This window comes from Gordoniibacillus kamchatkensis (genome assembly GCF_000829455.1).
In the GTDB taxonomy this organism is placed as follows: domain Bacteria; phylum Bacillota; class Bacilli; order Paenibacillales; family NBRC-103111; genus Gordoniibacillus; species Gordoniibacillus kamchatkensis.
On sequence record NZ_JXAK01000035.1, the window covers coordinates 22,072 to 40,199 of the forward strand.

General features: G+C 47.8%; 18 protein-coding genes. All 18 read left to right on the plus strand.

What is annotated here, in order from left to right:
• Positions 1–4: 4 nt before the first annotated feature.
• The 18 genes from SD70_RS19235 to SD70_RS19310 all read left to right on the plus strand — a co-directional run bounded on the left by SD70_RS19235 (position 5) and on the right by SD70_RS19310 (position 18,109).
• Entirely contained in the window at positions 5–457 is a 453-nt protein-coding gene (locus SD70_RS19235) for a hypothetical protein (RefSeq protein ID WP_041049145.1), read from the plus strand.
• A gap of 155 nt (positions 458–612) precedes the next feature.
• The gene (locus SD70_RS19240) at positions 613–2,028 is read left to right on the plus strand and encodes a stalk domain-containing protein (RefSeq protein WP_041049146.1); all 1,416 of its coding nucleotides are present in this window, start codon (positions 613–615) and stop codon (positions 2,026–2,028) included.
• Between the two features lie 349 nt (positions 2,029–2,377).
• Positions 2,378–3,202, plus strand: coding sequence for a hypothetical protein (locus tag SD70_RS19245; RefSeq protein WP_041049147.1), 825 nt, complete (start codon positions 2,378–2,380; stop codon positions 3,200–3,202).
• Positions 3,203–3,407: 205 nt separating this feature from the next.
• Positions 3,408–8,012: a hypothetical protein gene (locus SD70_RS19250; protein ID WP_156158099.1), complete on the plus strand. Its 4,605-nt coding sequence runs from the start codon at positions 3,408–3,410 to the stop codon at positions 8,010–8,012.
• Entirely contained in the window at positions 7,970–8,461 is a 492-nt protein-coding gene (locus SD70_RS19255; protein WP_041049149.1) for a hypothetical protein, read from the plus strand. The genes SD70_RS19250 and SD70_RS19255 overlap by 43 nt, the downstream gene beginning before the upstream one ends.
• Positions 8,462–8,860: 399 nt before the next feature.
• On the plus strand, positions 8,861–9,868 hold the full coding sequence (locus tag SD70_RS19260; RefSeq protein WP_041049150.1) for a hypothetical protein: 1,008 nt from the start codon (positions 8,861–8,863) through the stop codon (positions 9,866–9,868).
• Complete coding sequence (locus SD70_RS19265) at positions 9,861–10,889, plus strand: DNA adenine methylase (protein WP_041049151.1); 1,029 nt, start codon at positions 9,861–9,863, stop codon at positions 10,887–10,889. The genes SD70_RS19260 and SD70_RS19265 overlap by 8 nt, the downstream gene beginning before the upstream one ends.
• A gap of 754 nt (positions 10,890–11,643) precedes the next feature.
• Entirely contained in the window at positions 11,644–11,817 is a 174-nt protein-coding gene (locus SD70_RS36190) for a hypothetical protein (protein WP_156158100.1), read from the plus strand.
• A gap of 33 nt (positions 11,818–11,850) precedes the next feature.
• Positions 11,851–12,057, plus strand: a complete 207-nt coding sequence (locus SD70_RS40440) for a DUF5348 domain-containing protein (RefSeq protein ID WP_394297988.1) — start codon at positions 11,851–11,853, stop codon at positions 12,055–12,057.
• 22 nt (positions 12,058–12,079) lie between these two features.
• Positions 12,080–12,601, plus strand: a complete 522-nt coding sequence (locus SD70_RS19275; protein WP_041049153.1) for a recombinase family protein — start codon at positions 12,080–12,082, stop codon at positions 12,599–12,601.
• A 59-nt stretch (positions 12,602–12,660) separates the two neighbouring features.
• Entirely contained in the window at positions 12,661–13,341 is a 681-nt protein-coding gene (locus SD70_RS19280) for a hypothetical protein (RefSeq protein ID WP_041049154.1), read from the plus strand.
• The gene (locus SD70_RS19285; RefSeq protein ID WP_041049155.1) at positions 13,322–13,999 is read left to right on the plus strand and encodes a hypothetical protein; all 678 of its coding nucleotides are present in this window, start codon (positions 13,322–13,324) and stop codon (positions 13,997–13,999) included. The genes SD70_RS19280 and SD70_RS19285 overlap by 20 nt, the downstream gene beginning before the upstream one ends.
• A gap of 1 nt (position 14,000) precedes the next feature.
• Complete coding sequence (locus SD70_RS36195) at positions 14,001–14,267, plus strand: hypothetical protein (protein ID WP_156158101.1); 267 nt, start codon at positions 14,001–14,003, stop codon at positions 14,265–14,267.
• Positions 14,268–14,437: 170 nt separating this feature from the next.
• A complete protein-coding gene (locus tag SD70_RS36200) occupies positions 14,438–14,704 on the plus strand; it encodes a hypothetical protein (protein ID WP_156158102.1) in 267 nt (88 codons plus the stop codon).
• Between the two features lie 401 nt (positions 14,705–15,105).
• A complete protein-coding gene (locus tag SD70_RS19295; protein WP_041049157.1) occupies positions 15,106–15,849 on the plus strand; it encodes a hypothetical protein in 744 nt (247 codons plus the stop codon).
• A gap of 45 nt (positions 15,850–15,894) precedes the next feature.
• A complete protein-coding gene (locus SD70_RS19300; RefSeq protein ID WP_041049159.1) occupies positions 15,895–16,710 on the plus strand; it encodes a class B sortase in 816 nt (271 codons plus the stop codon).
• Positions 16,711–17,132: 422 nt separating this feature from the next.
• Positions 17,133–17,504: a hypothetical protein gene (locus tag SD70_RS19305; protein WP_041049160.1), complete on the plus strand. Its 372-nt coding sequence runs from the start codon at positions 17,133–17,135 to the stop codon at positions 17,502–17,504.
• A gap of 14 nt (positions 17,505–17,518) precedes the next feature.
• Positions 17,519–18,109 carry a hypothetical protein gene (locus SD70_RS19310; RefSeq protein ID WP_041049161.1) on the plus strand — a complete coding sequence of 197 codons (591 nt, stop codon included), beginning with the start codon at positions 17,519–17,521 and terminating at the stop codon, positions 18,107–18,109.
• Positions 18,110–18,128: the final 19 nt, after the last annotated feature.

Sequence of the window (18,128 nt, forward strand, 5' to 3'; positions counted from 1 at the left end):
TCGAATGCCAGATATTGTCGGTTATTGGACAGGGGGTTCACTTTATCATATCGCATGGGAAGACGATGCGCTTGCATTGATGGAGAACGGAACCGGTTATTACTTCTGGTTTAGCGCGGCGGAGTACGATTCGTTTCATACGTTTCGTTGGAAGCTGGATGGAGACCGCCTTACGTTAACGTCGATTAAGGAATTCCATTTCCAAGGCGACGAGTTGATAAAACCGAAAAAGTTGTCGAATAATGTTGTCCGTTTCCCTTCCGACACTATCGACGTGCAGGTGGTTCGGACAATTCGTGAGGGGGTCGGCATGAAGCAAATACCAGCCTTAGAATTTTCGCAGCCATTCTTCTACTACACGCAGACCGAGTTCGGTTTTGAACGATCAGATGTTTTGGAAATCGATTGGCATCGACAGAAGGTCGAGCAATTAAAGGAACTGGGCGCATGGATATGAACTGTCTCCGGGAAGTTTTTACTTCAAGAAGTTTCATAACTCCCAACGATTACCGGCTCTCGTTTCGAAGAAAGAAATATCTTTGCTGACCTACAAACAGAGCGCGAATACAACAAGTGGCGAGGAAAGCCAATTCGCAAAGGAGGTCAACATTGATGAACGAAAAGCCGGTAAAGCAAACACTCAGTCATGTCAAGGTTCAGATGAGTTCCGTCTACACGCGCAGCAAGCCAGCCAAACGGTCGTTCGCTCTTGTTGTAAACGGGGTTCTTATGACCACCGCATTAATCGGCCAGCTAGTCCTCGGAGGGGGTTCTGCACTTGCGGCTCCTTCTCCCCATTCCTTATCTTCTCCAGTCGCCGCCGCGCAGCAGCAATCCGTCTCCAGCGGATATGAGACGTATGTTTTCGATGAAGATACCTATGTTTCGAATCTGAACAAGGCGGTTGCCGCTCTGAAAGAAAGCGGCTGGAGCATTGAAACCGTCACACAGATGATGGATAGCTTGTCGGCCATCGAAGAGAAGATGGACGAAGGCTTTGCTTTTCAGGGAGAAAGTTTGCGGACAGCCCTCATGAACACCAAAATCGTCGTAACCATCCAAGGCGGCGACGGCTTGTCTGCGCTTCGAGGCCAGAACAACACCATCTTGTCGCAAATAAACCGGATCAAAGGCCGCTTGGACGGAACTTCATCTGCCACTTCCGGGAAAGGCAAGGTCATGATCGCGTCTGTCCAAAAGAAAGATCCCGTTGTCGTGATCGATAATGTGGTGCAGAACTACCCGCAGCCGCCGATCATGGTGAATGGCAGCGTCCTTGTGCCGCTTCGGGGGATATTTGAAACGCTTGGCGCAAAAGTCAGTTGGGACGGCGCAACCGAAACCGTAACCGCCACAAAAGGAGCAACGACGATCAAGCTTACGGTCGGCCAGAGCGAAGCCACCGTAAACGGCAAAACGGTAAAGTTGGCCATACCGTCGCAGAAGGTAAACGGCAGCACGATGGTTCCGCTCCGTTTCGTGAGCGAATCGTTAGGCGGAACGGTCAGGTGGGATGGCGAGACGTACACCGTCTACATCGAAAGTGCTGTCGGGGGTTCTGAAAATACCGGCACTGCCCAAGAGCCGGTTACGACAGGAACGGTCTTACCCGCCGAAAAAATCAGGATCGTCGACATGGACGGAAAATTCCTTGAGTACCGCAATTTCGAGAAACGTACAGTTCGTTACGGTCGACATGATTATGGCAGCCTGAATCAGTCCCAATACGATACGGTCATGAAGATCGTCGATGAAGCCGTTGCCGGTCTGGACAAGATCGACATCTCGCAAGAGGAGAAGTATCTGGCCGAGTACATGAACGGCGCAAGATGGTCGGGTGACAAAAGTGATCGTTCGGAACGGAATAAGGGGTTATATTTTGCCGAACAGCGTTATGGAGACTTGTTGCAGACGGCGTTAGCAAAGAAGAGATTGTCAAGATCATCAAAGCGCGGATTCTTTCCACCAAATTGGTTGAGAAGGCAAAAGATCTTGGCGAGGCTCCCTTTTCGGCGTACCAAGCACTGATTGAGTTGAATCGCGGATGCGAATCCATTTCACAAGTCGATTCCGCTGTATTCGATGTCTTGGGGTATAACACGATGATCTACGGCCCGGAAGGACATGCGGAGTCAGCCATCATGATAAACGGGAAATGGTACAACTTGACTGGTCTGCATAGACTGCCGGACTTTGATCAGTGGGAAAAAGACTTTTACATTTACGTTCAACCAACTGATGGTTCCAAGATCACTCTTAAACATTAACCAAGCCGTTTAGTTGTGGAAAAATGGCTCGAACTGAATAAGTTCATTCTCCGATGCAGAAGGCGACTTCTGCATATTGCTTTTTATTTGAGGAAAATGGAGGCTTTCCTATGACATTGCTGAGAAGGATCGTCGGGATATTGGTGCTAGTCTGTTTATGTTATCTTCCCCCACCGTCAGCCCATGCCGCTGACCAGGGAACGGCGATCAGCGAAATCGAAGTTCCGGTTTCGGAACAGGAAGAAGTGGCGGTCATTTTCAGAAATTTGGGGGCAGGAACAGATTATTCCCGTATTCAACTTGAGCCTAATGTGGATCATCCGGTATCCACGGAACATGAATTGTTTACCTATAACCCGAATGCAGGGGTAATTGCCTTCAACAGATTGGCTTTTTCGGAAGCCACCCGAACCAGCAAAAACCGCGCTGTGGAAGAGTTCGTCTCGGAGGTAAAAGCTTCGAAGTTGAGTTTACAGACGCAACAATATTTATTTGACCGGATATCCGATGGAGATTCGGACATGTCACGAATGTTGATTCCGTTGGTATCGACAACAACGAGTGCGGATTTATTCACAGCCTTTGGTTGGATCAATCCTGCCGTTCCGATCATCAGAGGGGTATTGGGCGTAGTCACCTTTGTTCTTACGTTGTTCTGGACATTTTCGACGATTGCCGATCTTTTGTTTATCGGGTTGCCTTGGGCGCGAGAAAAGGTGTATAACGGCGGGAAGATATGGTTTGTCTCAGCGGATGCGAAATTCGTGATCCGGGAAATCGAGACAAGTCTTGGCAACGACGAAGGCTATAAGAACGGCTATCTGCTCTATTTCAAGAGAAGAGTATTCGCCTATATTGTCCTTGCTTTATGCATTTCGTATATCGTGCTGGGAGGGCTAGGAGATATCATTTCTGCCATACTTCACTTATTTTAAGTCGATCCTAATCGGAGCGATACCTGAGCGGTATCGCTCTTTTTGCCTGTGAACAAAGTGTGGATAAATCTGTGGATATTTGGGGGTTATTTCCGAAGATATTTTTTCGCGAGGGCAGTGGATTTCCAAGTGAATGTACTCCTATCAAGCACCGGCGAAGCCAAGTTGCATAGGTGCAAACCAAAGTTTACAGGAGGAAAGCAGAATGCAAAGAATCATTTGCAGTCTGGCAGCAACGGTCTTACTTTTCTCGTTGTTCGCCACATCCGTATTCGCGGCGGAATCGACAGCCGGTAACGGTTCGGTCGATTCGCAAGTTGTAGCCGCTAGTGGAGCCGGGGGTTCAGAGTCCCTATCCGGGCTATCCGGTCTACCCACTGCCGCCACAGAGACCACATCGCCCACAACGTCCGCTCCGGTTGCAGTTGACCGCTCCGACCGCACCGTAACCGACGGTCTGTATGTCGATGTGTACGCTCCAGCGGGATGGGGATCGGATTATATCCCTGAATTCACGCTGGAGCTATGGTCGGCACAGGACAACAAGCTGATCAGTTCGGCCACAGGCAACAGCCAGAACTTCGACCGCAAAACGAACCGCTACCGGCTCGTTTTCAATCATCCGGAATATCGTCTCGGAGATCGGCTGGCGCTGGTTCTCAGAAAAGCAGACGGGGTAATCGAGCATTTGGTTTTCAGCGATGATGTCCCCGAAGCGGATGGCGGTGTGACCCGGCATGACTTCAATGTGAAGGTCGGCACCCACTTTCCTTTCACCGTTCGCACGTTCGATTATTCAGAAGGCGATCAAGAAGACCAAACCATTCGTGATCTGGCGGGAACCAAGCTTCACCCGTTCGGAGCGATGATGCAGACCAAACCGAAGCTGGTCGGCTTATTGCTTAAGGACGCTTCTGGCGCATTGCTCAAAAATGTTCCTATCGAGATCAAGTTGTTGGAAGGCAAAGGCGCATTGTCTTACACTTCCGATGATAGCGGTATGGTCTGGATCGACAAGGACAAGCTCACTTGGAAGTTCCTCGTCTCGTCTGCCGGAAGAACCGTCAAAGATGGAGCCAACGGAAAGGCCGAAATCAGTTTGCCGACTTCTCTCCTTTCCGGTTCATCGAGCAGCGCAGTCGTGTTCCCTGTCGTCTTTGAACAGGCATCTGCAAAATCGGGTTCGATAAGCGTCCATGTTTCAACGGAAAGTAATGCCGATTTAAGCCAAGCGTGGTCGGAAGTTGATGTCACCCTCACGTCCTCCGATGGGGTATCGAGCATTTATCCGCTGAACCTGAGCAGTAAAACCATCGAAGGTATTGCCGATGGCACGTACAAGGTAACGGTCGATGGCAAGTACGCCGCGGCGAAGGCCAGTACCGATACCTTAGTCGTTTCAGGGGGTAAAGCCAACATCAATATCGACCTGACACCGAAGCACACGCTGGAGATCAGTAAAGGCGGCAAAGACTACAACTTCTCGATCATGAACGTCGCGGCGGTGGCGGATAAGTCCTATCGCGGCCATAAATCGGAAACATTTGCCGTAATGCCAGGCGAGTCGTTTATGATCAAGGACAATGATACGGGCGAAATCATGACCGCCGCTATCGATGCAGGCTCCCCCGTAACCAAAGTGGTATTGGGAGCCGGTATCGCAACCGGGGCCGGAGCGTCGAGTCCGAAAACGGGAGACGTGCTTCCTTATCTCTGGTTGGCGTTCGTCCTTTGTGCATCCGTGTTCACTGGCGGAGTTGCATTCCTTCTATATAAAAGGAAACGCACAAATTCTGCACTTACCCGTTCCAGCCTGAGTATTATTCTGGTGCTGGCCTTGGTAACGTCGACTTTTTCATTCGTCGCGCCTTCGGGGGTTCAGGCAGCTTCGAGCGAAGCAAACGTTGGCGGCACTCCCCCGGCTACAGGCGGCAGTTATTCTTCGACGCCAGCCGGATCGTTCCAAACTTCCGATTCGGTGGCGGTTTTGCAAGTCGGATTTCTGATCGACGATAATCAAGTACTGACAGCAGACGCTACCGAATCGGATATGCAGAACGGGTTCAACTTCAACAACGAGTCGATGATGTTCTACATGGCTCCGAACAAAACCTCTCATGATCTGTTCACCAAGCAAGGATCGGGGTTGGTGACGTTTGAACGCAGCGGCTCCAGCAGCAGGGTGAAAACGTTGTACGGCGATAATCCGTTGTATCCTGACAGCGCTCCGGGGGGTTCCCGAGAAGAATTGTTGAAACGCACGTTGCCTTATGCGAATCATGAGAACTCAACGATTATGGGTTCCGATAACGTCTTTGTGAAGCTCGTTGAAAGAGCCTTGTATCTGATGGCTCCCGACAATCCGAATCGTTCCTTGTCCGGCATTGGGACGGAGCAAGTGGCGGGTGAAACGTTCCGCAAATTGTTGACGGATTACGTAGCCGACCAGAACAACTCCGGCTTGAGTGACGAGGATAAGATGGACGCACAGATTGCGGCCGGCATGATGTTCAAGGGATATCTGGACTTGATCAAGGAACGCGGCATATTGTCGGGCCGGGAATACGATGATTTTGCATCGAGGATGAAGGAAGCCTTTAACCAAAACAAAGTAATCCTCAACTTGCAAACGGTTGTCGGAATCAGCGTTCGGGACGGACGCAGCCCGTTGGATCGGGAATATGCGTTTATGCCGATGCAAAATGCCGTCGATTGGTACTTGTGGGTTCGCCAGACGGCACGGCCCAATGACAGTACGGTTCAAGGTTTGACCGCATTACGTCAGGCTGAAGCAGTCGCTCTCGGGGGTGCATCTTCCGCCGCGGATGCGGATCGTTCTCCGTACAAGGAAAACGGGAATATTCCGTACACGTTCCGTTCCTATGCACGGGACTATTACGCCAAAACGTTGCAGCCTTCCAGCGAGAGCGTTCCGGTATCTGCTGATTACAAGGTCAACCCGTTCGGCGGGTGGGGGTATCAGCCGTGGGGATATGGCAGTGGGAAAGATATGAACAACCAACCAGCGATTGATGCCGAGTTGAACGTCGAAGTCGTTGACCGCAACGGCACTCCGACAGGGGTTACCTTTACCGAGCCGGTGAAGGGCTGGACGGAAGAAAGCAAACGTTATTTGTGGGATATTGCGAAGAACGCAGAGGAACAGGCCATCCAAGGAAGCATGTCGGTCGAACATGAAGGAAAAACCTATGATCTGGTTCCCGATCCCAAAGCCCGCTTCTCGTTAGTCGACAAGAAAGACAACGAGAACATTAACAAGTCAGAGATGACCAAACGGGCTACGGGTGTGGATGGTTCAGTCTCGATTCCGGTTTCCGCCGAGTCTAACAGTTGGGAGATCGATTTGGGGTGGGACACTCCTGCGCCAGACAAGCTTCATTTCTATCTAGGCGGTGACGGCGACCCGCTACCTTCAGTTGAGAATAAGTACAAGGATGTCAAGGAGAACGGCAAACCCGTTTATTCCAATGCGAAGTTGACGCTGTTCGTAAAAGCGGTCGAGGATAGTCCCGAGCCTGTCGTATCGGGGTTCGAGGTTCCGCAATGGCGGTTATCGCAATATTGGGGAAATATCGCGGACGAAGGCGTGAACACGGCGAGGTTTGCGCTTTCCTTGCCGATCCAAACGTTCATCAATCCCGGCCTTTCCCCTTCTGGAAGCACAATGTTCCGTCTGATCGATCCTGACTTGAGCAATGTGAAATGGGCCATGAGCAAGGCGAAGCTGGTGAACGATACACCGATCAGATCGGTAACGCCATATTCGTCATCGGCTTCCTTTAACTTGGCAGGTGATTTGCTGGCGATCCGGGATAACAGTTCGGTGTCCAACATCAAGCTGGCGTCGTGGGTCAACAACTTCAACCTGTTCGATGGGCGAATTACTGCCGCAAGCATGGGTGAGGAAGCGAACTGGTTGACCGTTCTTAAACAATCCTTGTTCCAGTATGGTGTAAAAAGCCCGGCTGATCATTATCAGTACAGCGAGACCCGCTATTCCTGTGATTTGTTTGGCTGTACGCCATATCGCTGGTCGGGATCGGCAACTCCATCGTATCGCACTGCCGATTACCGTACCAGAGTGATGTTCAAGCGTTACGTGCCGAAGGATGATAGCACGCTCCCTACGTTCAGCGCCCAATCGCAGTCGGAGAATGGCTTGTTCTGGCAGACGAAGCAGAGCGAGAAATCTTTCAAGGTTAATCCCGAGGTGTTGTACGCCTACTCCGACACTTCGGGCAATACCAGCGTGGCGTTTGCAGCCGGAGACAAGTTGCGGGAGATCAAGCCGGTCAGCTTCAGCATGGTACAGTTCGACAACGTCAAGGTAAGCCCCGAGGTCACGGGGGTATCGACCGCGACAGAAGCTGGCGCGAAACAGTTGGCGGCTTCACTGGGTGCAAACGGTAAACAGGTCATCTACAAGGATTCCGCAGTGACGGTCAGCGGCAAATCCGATGGCGACTTGAAGATCAGGAACTTCGCGCTGGATATCAGCAGTTCTGCCTTGAATAAAGTATGGAATCCATCCGGCACGTATAATCCGGACGAGATCAATCAGGGGTTCCTGAGCCAGTACGGTACGAAGGGCGACGACGGAAAATGGTCGATACCTCTTACGATTGAAGGCAGACTGAAATCGGCGGCAAGGAATTCGGCGCGGTCACTTCCAACGTGTCGGCTACGGAGGCATCCACATCCCAGGTCGTCCATACGCTCGAAATTCGTGGAGGTAAGCTCGTCGGGGTGGATGGAAACAGGTCGGTTCAAAACATTGATGCCGATTTAAAGACCGCTCTGGTCAACATGAAAATCCTCAGCGACGATAACGTATTCGCCAACTTCGAGAAAAATGGCGGTGCAGCATTAAGCGAATCGTTGGTCGCCACACTGGGGAATGCGGTGCGGGGTACAAACGATCTTCAGGTCGGACAAGGCTGGTATTCGGAGGACACCACGCAGCTCGTCGTCCGAGAGTACATCACAACGTTTGCTTTGCCGCTGGTGACGTATACGGACAAAGTGCCGCTCGAGATTGAAGGTCTGCAAGTACCCTCCGACAAATCTCAATTCTTCAGCGTTGGTAAGCAGGGGTTCGTCACGATGGACTTCAAGCTGGCTAACTGCAATGACGCTCACATGAAGGCCGATTCGTCGACCGGAGAGTTTGCCGAAAAAGGCGTCAACTTCATTGCGCCGAACGTGAGTGTTTTGGATTCCTTCGGAACGGTGTGGTAAGAATGCTTGAGTGTCGGTTGCCAATTCGTTGACCGACACTCTTTGATAAAGAATGCCCGATTCAATTCAGTGCTTGTATATGGTTTCTGTTATGTTTGACTATGCGCCATCCTGTATGGCGCTTTATTTATGATTTAGATTGGCGGTTGTTTGGACAATCGGTATGCATATGTTCTGGTTTCCGCGTTTGCTTTTTATGATATCTGCTTCTGGAGTCAGAATCCCATTTACAAGATATTGGAAATGGGGCTGTATTGGATAGTTGAGAAGGCGAAAAAATTTTTCGAGAAGGGCAAAAAAGGGTTAATTTTGGCCTTTTTCTAATTTACTTTTGTAAAAATATTCGGATCGTCCTGTACTTCTCTCGAAAGTCAAAAAGATGCGAGAGGAGAAATAAAAATGGCACAAGAAGAAAAACAGAAGAACGAATTATCGGAAAATGCGGGCGCGGTAACTGGAGCAGATCACGGAACTCCGGTACAAGGCGAAAACAACCCGCAACTGCCCATCAGTAGCAATGCTGAGCAGGGCGAACACAGGAGTAATTTCGAAGAGTCTAGTTACGACAAGTGCGAAGAAGGCGAATCCGATGACAAAATTTTAACATCTATTGAGGAAATCGAAAAGTCTTTTGAATGGAAAGCGGAGTTCACGGCCGGCTCTATCGTGTTTGGAAAGCGTTGGAAAGTAACGGTCTATTGGGCAAAAACCATCAGGTATCCGAAAGGCGCGTACTTGGTCGAGTTTAAGTACTTAAAATTCGTTCAATCGAGCCAGTCGTATGTTTTACACGAGCTTTATGAGGGGAACGAGAAAAAGATTCCCGAAATTTTAAGTGCGTTATGTGAATTTGGAGGTTACTTGTCACGGAAACAATTGGAGGAAATGATTAGTTATGCGAAAAAGCTTGCCCTAACAGACTATGTAAGGCAGATCACGTCGGCAGAATTTGAGTCGCTTCTTGGAGGAGCGCTGGATCAAGATGCTGCGTACAAAAATCTCGGAAAATTAGAAGAAGAATTGTTTATTGATCTTTCTGAGATTGCCCGGCTCAGTGAAGGAAATTATTCTGAAGAGGCTCACAAAGCGATTGTTTTGGACACCCCGGATTATCCCAGAGGTCTTGTAGCTGTACATCCTCATACAGTAGATGCTGTCTTTACTTGGAATGAAGATTCAGATCAACCAAGTCGTGTTGGGTATAATGCCAAAACAGATCCTGAACGCAATGAGATTTTGTATACGTGGAAGAAATTTGGGTTATTAAAGATATTCACCAAGTCGAATGATGATCGAAATAATGACAAGATCAAGGGGATACCCCAAGCTTACAAGCATAAGCGCTTCTACATTCTTGAAATCCCGAAAGTGTATGAAGCAGTGGTCGGAGGTGTTAACAATGACTAATCCGTTCCTTTCACCAAAAAATCAGGAGAGGCACCCCTTCTCCTCTCCTTCCTTTGTTGAGGCAATTCCTTGGAGTGCGATGCAGAGAACCATTCAGTCAATCATTTCATACCTCGGCGGTAAGTATGGCTTAGTATGGATACTGGTTCCGCTTCTTGAATGGGCGGCTAAACAGTACGGGTTGAAAAGCTATGTGGAAGCCACAGGTGGTGGAGGACGTTGTCTTTTGAATCTGGATCGGGGGTTGTTTGAACAGCGGGTTTACTGTGAGATTGATTACCCGGTTTGTTGCTTATTCAAAGTATTGGGAAATCAGAACCTCACGAAGGAGTTAGTTACAAGGCTCAGTTGGACGGATTATAGCCGCGAAGTATTCGAGGCAGCAGTAGCCGCTCGAGAGCAAGATAATATGCTTGCTGAAAAGGGCATTTTCAATCGTGATTGGATCAGTGCGGCGGCAAATACCTTTATTGCAGCACAAATGAGCAGAGCGGCAGACATGAAAGTGTTTGACGATTTTTCAAAAAGAAGCCGTTATGATAAATTTTACAACCGCATACTAGAACTTGAACGGTTCACACCAATCCTGTCAGGGGTTGATGTTGTTCGCTGGGATTGTCGAAGACTGATTAGAAGCATCGAGCAAGGGAAGGAGGATTATTCTCCATCACAATGCTTAGTATTTGCCGACGTTCCCTATGACCCGAATGAAATGCGTAACAAAAAGCCTTATGCCTACTCGTGGGACGTAGATGACCACATCAATTTTCGCGAGTTAATCAGGTGTACGAACACCTACATGATGGTCTGCGGTTACGATAGCGAGATTTACAATGATTTATGCAATGACGGCTGGACAAAGATTTTTCTAATGAACAAACCTGTTTCTTCTTCAGGAACAGACCGAAGGGCTAAGGAGTTCATCTATGTCAATTTCCATATCCCGGATGAAGTGCTGGCTATTATTTCACCCGATATTCAAGTTAAACAGAGGGCTGAGAGACCACGGTTCCCGCTCTGACCACAATGACCGCAGTGACCATAAGGGTTATCAGTTGATTCATAAAAGTACAGGGAAGCCCGAATCGGTTGATTGCAGATGATTCGGGTTTCCCTGTCTTGAAATTATTTCATGACCACGCTTAACCGGGAGTAATCGTGATCCAGTCAGAATACCTGTCTTAAAGAACACTTTTCCTTTATTTCCAGTCGAACTTACTGACAGCATGTTGTCACAAGTCTACCGTATAAACACACTTTCGGCCTGATATGCCCCAAATGTCCGCATAGCTTTGTCGAATCGTATCGTTATACTGCATCATGACCTCACCTAAACGTACACATCCTCAAAAATCATGAGCTAAGCGAATCCTGACGATATTCGAGCGGGGTTCGCTTCCCTTCGCTCGGATTTTTATTATCCCACGCCTTTTCCAACTAAACCCAATTTGCTCCGGCTTCCTTCCCGCTATCCCTGCTTTCGTCACGCCTTCTACGTTTGCCCAAACGGGCGTTCTCTCCCCCCGGCTGGTGCTTCACCCTTACCCTCCCCCTCTCGTCGTCTGACAGGCGGCTTTCCGGCTGTCACGTTGTCGGTCGCTTTTGGCGGTCGGTCTGTGGTCGGGTTCCTTGTGAAAATAAATCTCCTTGTTTTCAAAAAACTACTTGCGGTTTCTCTGAAAGGAAGCTATTATGTCAACAACCTTTTAGGGTTATATGGTTAAAAAGTAAATATAAGGTTTTTTCTAAAGAGAAAAATGGAGGAGATGGTCGTAATGCTGTATCTTTTTCTGTTTGCCGGTATTCTGTTCAGCTTTGTTGGTTGCATCACTTGTCTGGAAATCGCAACTAATGAATCCGCTCCGCTTGTAGTTCGGCAGATCAGCAAATCGATTGCCGTTGCGATGGGAATCGTGCTTGCGATCTGTGTATTCGGGGCATCGATTTAAGAGAGGAGGTGTACATTCTACATGGGCTATCCAATGAGATATGACATTGGTCTAGATCGTTGGGTCGTTGACTTAGACGACGGCTCCGAATATCCACTTCATTGCGGAGATGGGTTTAGCATTTATTTTTCAAATTCATTTATCCGTTGCAGGATTGAGTTCGGAAGGGAATGGTACATTTGCATCGGCAATGTGAAGTTCAACCTCCGTAAGCAGGAGAAGTACAGGGTGTTGATATAAGTCACGGAAGGGGTTATTGGTTATGGCACGATTGGGGTACATTCGATGTCGGCGCAAGCAGGATATCGAGGAGTTTAAGGTTGTTTCTCATGCAGAAAAGTTGTTCATCGATCTGATTAACGAGATCGGTGAAACGGGGGGTAAAGAGCTTAAGGAAATGATGAACACTCTTTCTCTCTCGGATACGCTCGTTCTTCGCTCCCTGAGTGAGGTTGCCGACAACGTCTCCGATTTACGTTTGTTTTTAAGCACAATCCGGAATCTCAATGTAGAACTGGTGTTGCTCGATTCCAGAAACAAGAGATTTTTAACAGACGATAGCTTCGAGACGCTCTCATTCATCTTTGATTTCGTTGAAGAAAAACAACGCATCGCTGAAATTCGTCTTAGGAAGATTGGACGTAAGTTGTTGCTGTATCCAACCGACTTTCTGAAGGTATATGGTGAGTATAAATCCGGGGCGTACAATTCCAATGACGCCGCTAAACTACTGGGGATCAATGCTCACCGTTTCAGGGAGTTAGTTCGTACCTTCGAAGCGTAATTTAGTAGTTTGAATCATTAAAAGAGATTTAATAAAGAGAAAAATGAGGAGGAGTTTGAATGACTGCTGAATATGAAGTGGTGGCCGATCTGAAGGATAGAGTTCCGATTGACAACATAATCCCTCTACAAGGGGGTCTGTCAAAAAAGCAGCAGTATATGATCATGCTCAACAACTCGAAACGTGTTGTTTTTCCAGGAGTAGTTCGTATGATCTTTCAAAACTATGTTCTGTTTGTTGAGATTAATACAGGTGAAATATATCGTTTCAATGCCGACTTGTACGAGAGCTTGTACAAGGAGAACAAAATCATTTTGACTCGCAAAAATACAGGTGAGCATCGTGTAGTGTATGAAAACGGCGTATTCTACCCGACAAAGGGGGAATTTTTGCTAAACAGCTATAAGCGTTCAGGGGGGCGCAGAAGTCTCCTTTTTAAATGTAACGAGGGTGGTCACTTTATTCCCAGAGTCCATCAAATCATAGCAATGCTCGGTTATGGATCACTTGCTCTTTCCGCGCTTGGAAGTGGTCGACCTGTCGTTCCTAATCACATTGACGGCGAGAAAGAGAATAATGGGATAGGCAATATAAACATTACCACTCAAAAAGGAAATCATGATCATCACAAAATGTTTATTAGGCCCAAGTATAGAAATGGGTTTAATTACGTCGAGTTGTTTAGGAAAAAATGGAGTGAGACTACTGGAGGGCAAGCGAATGCTAACCTTCAGCCTTAACAAGACGTTTACCGATATCGAGGTCATGCAGGAGATCTACCCGGTCATAACACGACCGCTTACAAGTGCAAAGGCTCGGGAATGGCTGACGGACTTCTGCCTTCGACCCATCGACGGCAAGTCGAATGAAGGTAAGGCGAACGATATTGAGGCTTTTGCCGCGGTTTGTGAATTGTTCACGTTTACCAGGAAAATCAGCAGAGAAACGGCGATGTTGAACGATGATGAAGCAAAACGGTACCCGAGTCGCTTATACGGCATTCCGCTCCGATTGTTACGGGGTTCGGATTCTTCAGAATCCTCGGCTATTCATGAGGACTTCGAAGTCATTTGTGAAGTTTACCGACTCATTTCTGATTATTTTGCGGATGAAAAGCATATTGCATTGAATGTTCTATTATCCAGCGCGTTAAAAGGCACAGCGTGGGGAATCAAGAAGTTGGTGAAACTAATTGAACGTCACAATGACTTTGAAGAGTTGGCAACAGTCAAGTATTTATGGAGAGGCGGAAAAATGACCTTATTGAGCCATCGAGTCTCCGCTTGGATGCAGGAGAATACCTTCCAGACGCTGATTCTCATCATACTGGAGAACGAGGAATTGATTGAGCGGTTGAATTTGTCTGAATATGTTTCACCGATTCGGCGGGTGTTCTAAGTTGGAGCCGATGGTCAGGAAAATGCGACAAGTGATCTGCATCATACCACAACCAAACATATTTGAAACAGGTTCATTTTTCTCCACAATCGCCTTGCCGCCTTTAGTTATGCATCTTTCTGGTGCACTCATAGAGCGGCGAGGCATTTTCTCTTTATTTATGCTGTTCGGTTTATGTTGTTATTTTCCGTTTTTGTTTATCTGCATGGCAAACTGGTCATCTATTCTGGCACTCGCTCCTTTTCCTTCCTTTGATATGACGTTATAAATCTGGCTGAGACCGTTATAACTGTCGGTTAGCGTTTTATAAAAGTTGGTTAGTCTTTTATAAATGAAGGCCAGCGTCTTATAAAAGTTGGGCAGTATTTTATAAAACGAGATCAGTCGTTTAGAACAGAGCTTCATTCTTTTATAAAACTCGAACAGGCGGTGTTTTATATGCAGACGATAATTCCCGGCTATGGAACGGTTGAGGTCGTCGAAAAAATCACGGATATCCCGGATGATGCTTATTACGATGGTGACGATACGAGTATTGGCGGCATTCGTTACCGGGTTTATGTGCATGAACTTAAGGATGGCAAGGAAAAGTATTATGCGTATCCTCGATCTGCAAAAAGTTCGGAGAGTCACGGAAACAGCCCGCAGAAAGGTTTTCCTATGCCTTTATCCGGGGTAAAAATCTTTTCTGTTTATGTCAATTAACCGTGACTTCCGGGCTTTCTGCCCCAAAGCAGAAGGTATCCATCAGATAAGGTTCCTTCTTTAACAGTGCTGTTCGCATCTCGCTTTTATCGGGGTGTGGACAGCACTTTTTTTTTGTGAATTACAGCAGTGTGAAAAATAAAAGCCCGACCTCGATCTACTCTTACTTGAATGCACGACTGAGAAAAAAGTCGGCTTCGTTTTAGAATCGCATTTCTTCTGGCGTTCGAATGGCTGTCAAGACTGACTTTTCTGAAAGGGGGAAATCGAAAGAAATTACTTTTCTCAGTTTTCATCGCTTGAAATTTCTAAGTAAAGGTTAATCGGTTCGTTTAGGTTGTTTTCTTGTCACTTTAGTTGTTGCCGCGGCAGTTTTGGTGTTGTTGGGGGTGAATCGGAAAATGGCTAAGATTATCTTCAAACAGCTTGAAGAAGCAGTTTATTCGGCTAGGAACAGATTGCAGTCTCAACCTTTTGTGGACGAAGAAGCGAAACGGCTGGAAGAAAGTCGGTACGCCGCGCTAATGGAAATCGTGAAGTACACACGCAGTTTGGACTTTCTTTCTCATGCATCCGGTAAAGAAAAGCTTCGCTTCTTCTTCAAGTGTCGCTATAACTACAAGTTGACGGCAGAGCACTTTGGATGTCCTCTGAACAATATCGAGTCAGCCGTTTCATATGCCGGTAAATGTTTAGAGCGGCGCATCGGAAAAGATACGATCCGAATGATCGTACAAGCTCAATCTCAGGAAGCATTGGATGCCGCGCTGTTGCAGTTTCGTGTTGGGGTCAATCCCGGTGGTGATCAGAGATTGTTTTTGGGTGATTTGAGTCAATGGTTCCCGGAGCCTGCCAATATGGGTTTTCGTGTGTTGGATGAGTTCAGGATGGAACTACGGTTGTTGCACTTCTTCTCTACGAGTTTCTTCAAAGAATGCTTGGCAGTAGTTGATCATAAGCGTCTGGCGCATCTGCTTTACATTATGCAATCTACGGATAACGCGCACGTGATGGAGCGGCAAGTCTTATACCGAATGCTTCAGGGCAATTATCAGAGTTTTGAGGAAGCTTGGGATGCTTGGACATCGCTTCAGGAAAAGAATCTTTTTGCATCCGAAGAGGAAGAGTTCGCAGTTCCTCAGTAGAATCAGCGCATAATTTTGGCAGTTTGAAACCGGAGGTGCAGTCATTTGGTTAAGCCGCCTATTCGTAAATTCATTTTTTACGGCGTGATGTCCAGTTCCTTGGTTCTTCTGGGGCATTTCTCATATGCCTTGGCATCATGGCATTCGGATGCGGAGGAAACCAACCAAATTCTTGAGGAAGTTCAGCAGTATGCCAAAGCGCCAATGCCGGTTTCCGCACAATCGGTCAATATCGTCCCAGTCGGGGGTTCAAATACTCAACCCTTTCTGCCGGTCGATTTCGACAAGTTGTTGAAACAAAATGAGGATGTCGTTGGGTGGCTCAGAATCGGTTCAGTTGGCATTGATATACCGATCGTGCAGACAACGGACAACGAGTTTTATCTTGACCACGATTTTGACAAGAAACCAAGTTCCTTGGGTTGGGTGTTTGCTTCCGCATCAAGCAATATGAGGAATTTTAGTACGAATACCGTTCTGTACGGCCACAATCTTAGCAACAAAAGAATGTTCGGCAGTTTGAAAGAGTTGCTGACCATTCTTAAAGAGGAGCCGGATTCGGGCATAATTCAGCTAACTACGCCTTCCCAACAGATGGTGTTCAAAATCGTTTCGATCTACGTTACCGATGAGGACGATATGCTTTACGTCGGTAACGGCACTCAGTTGCCTTGGCGCGAATCTTTCGTGAAGCATATCCGCGAGAAAAATGAGGTTAAGGCCATCGACAATCATCTGATCACGCCGCTGGATCAATATCTGACGTTATCGACATGTTACGGGCCAGCCGGGACGACGAAACGGCTTGCCGTTCATGCTCAATTGGTTGCGATGAAAGAAACTTCTGCCACCGTAGTATAAACGAACAGAAAACTTGCCGTAAGTGCTAGTTCGGGTTCGGTTTCCTTCAGACATTTTTTATCGGACGCATGTAAAAACAGAAATGATTTACTTTCTATTGGAAGTACAAGGGTTCCCAAACCCGGTTGTACGACCGTTCCTCCTTTCTTTTCTCTTTTGTCCGTATGCGGCTCAAACGTCGCATACGGAACCTTTTTAGAGATGAGATGGGGGTATCAATCAGGCTTCAGTTAGGAAAGGAGGACGCTCTCTTGAGCGAGAATGAGCGAAACCGTCAAAAGAACAGTCGTAACCGGAACCGCTGGATCGGGATCGGAGCGATATTGGTTATTGCCGTCCTATTCATATTTCTTCGAAGTTGTAACCATGACAGCGATCCAGTGGACAAGAAAAAGCCGGTTCCACTGCCCGGAGGAGGTGAAGTGCTGGACGGAGACTTGCCGCATATGTCCGATGACGCCATCCGGGATTATTTGAAGCAAAAGCAGGACGCTTCGATGTTTACGGTGACCGTCAACTCGGAGGCAACGATTCAAAAGGGCAGCAAGACGCTTCATTTAATGGTGGCCAACCCGGAACGCAATTCGCTGGAGTGCTACGTGGAGGTGATTCATAAAGGTGAAACGCTGTACACATCGCCGCTCATGAAGCCCAAGCAGTACATCCAGAAGGCAGAGCTATCGAAGCCGCTGGAGGGCGACAAGAACAAGTTGATTGTCCGATACAACATTGTCTATCAAGGCGAAATTGTCGGGGTTCAAGAAACAGAAATTATGGCTGTAACCAAATCTTGAGGAGGAAGTTGTCCATGAGAACAAGTTTTTCAAAGAAAATCGTTTCAGCTGCCTTGTTAATGTCACTCGTATTCGGTTCGGCAGTCGCTTCTGCCGACCAGCCAATCGATCCGGACAACGGCTCGACAGTAGATGTTGTGGGTACTGCCAGTGCCACGACTATCGTGGTAACTATGCCGACGGTCTTGTCGTTTGCGATCAATCCGAATAACGTGAAACCCTTCACTTCCGTTCCGGCAACCGTTGTGAATAGCACCTATGCGCCGGTTGATCTGCAGATACTCGGAATCACATCCGCCAGCGGCACCGATACCAAAGTGGTCGATGCAGCTTCTCATACGGATCAGGAATGGTCGGCATTGGGAAGATCCGCGACCACTTCGCAAATTGCTCTTGGATTAGAATCGGTTAGTGGTACGCCAATTACGGTCTGGTCGCCCGCAGAAATCGAGGGGGTAACGCCTTCTGTCTCTGCTGGCACTTTCCCTCTGGAACCAAACAGTTCGGAGGAAATTCAGGTCGTCGCCAAGCACGGTAATGCGTGGGATGTTGCCAAGACATTGAACTACAAGTTGTACGTTCGCGTAGCGTTGACAGAAGGATGATCGAAAAAATGCAGTTAGC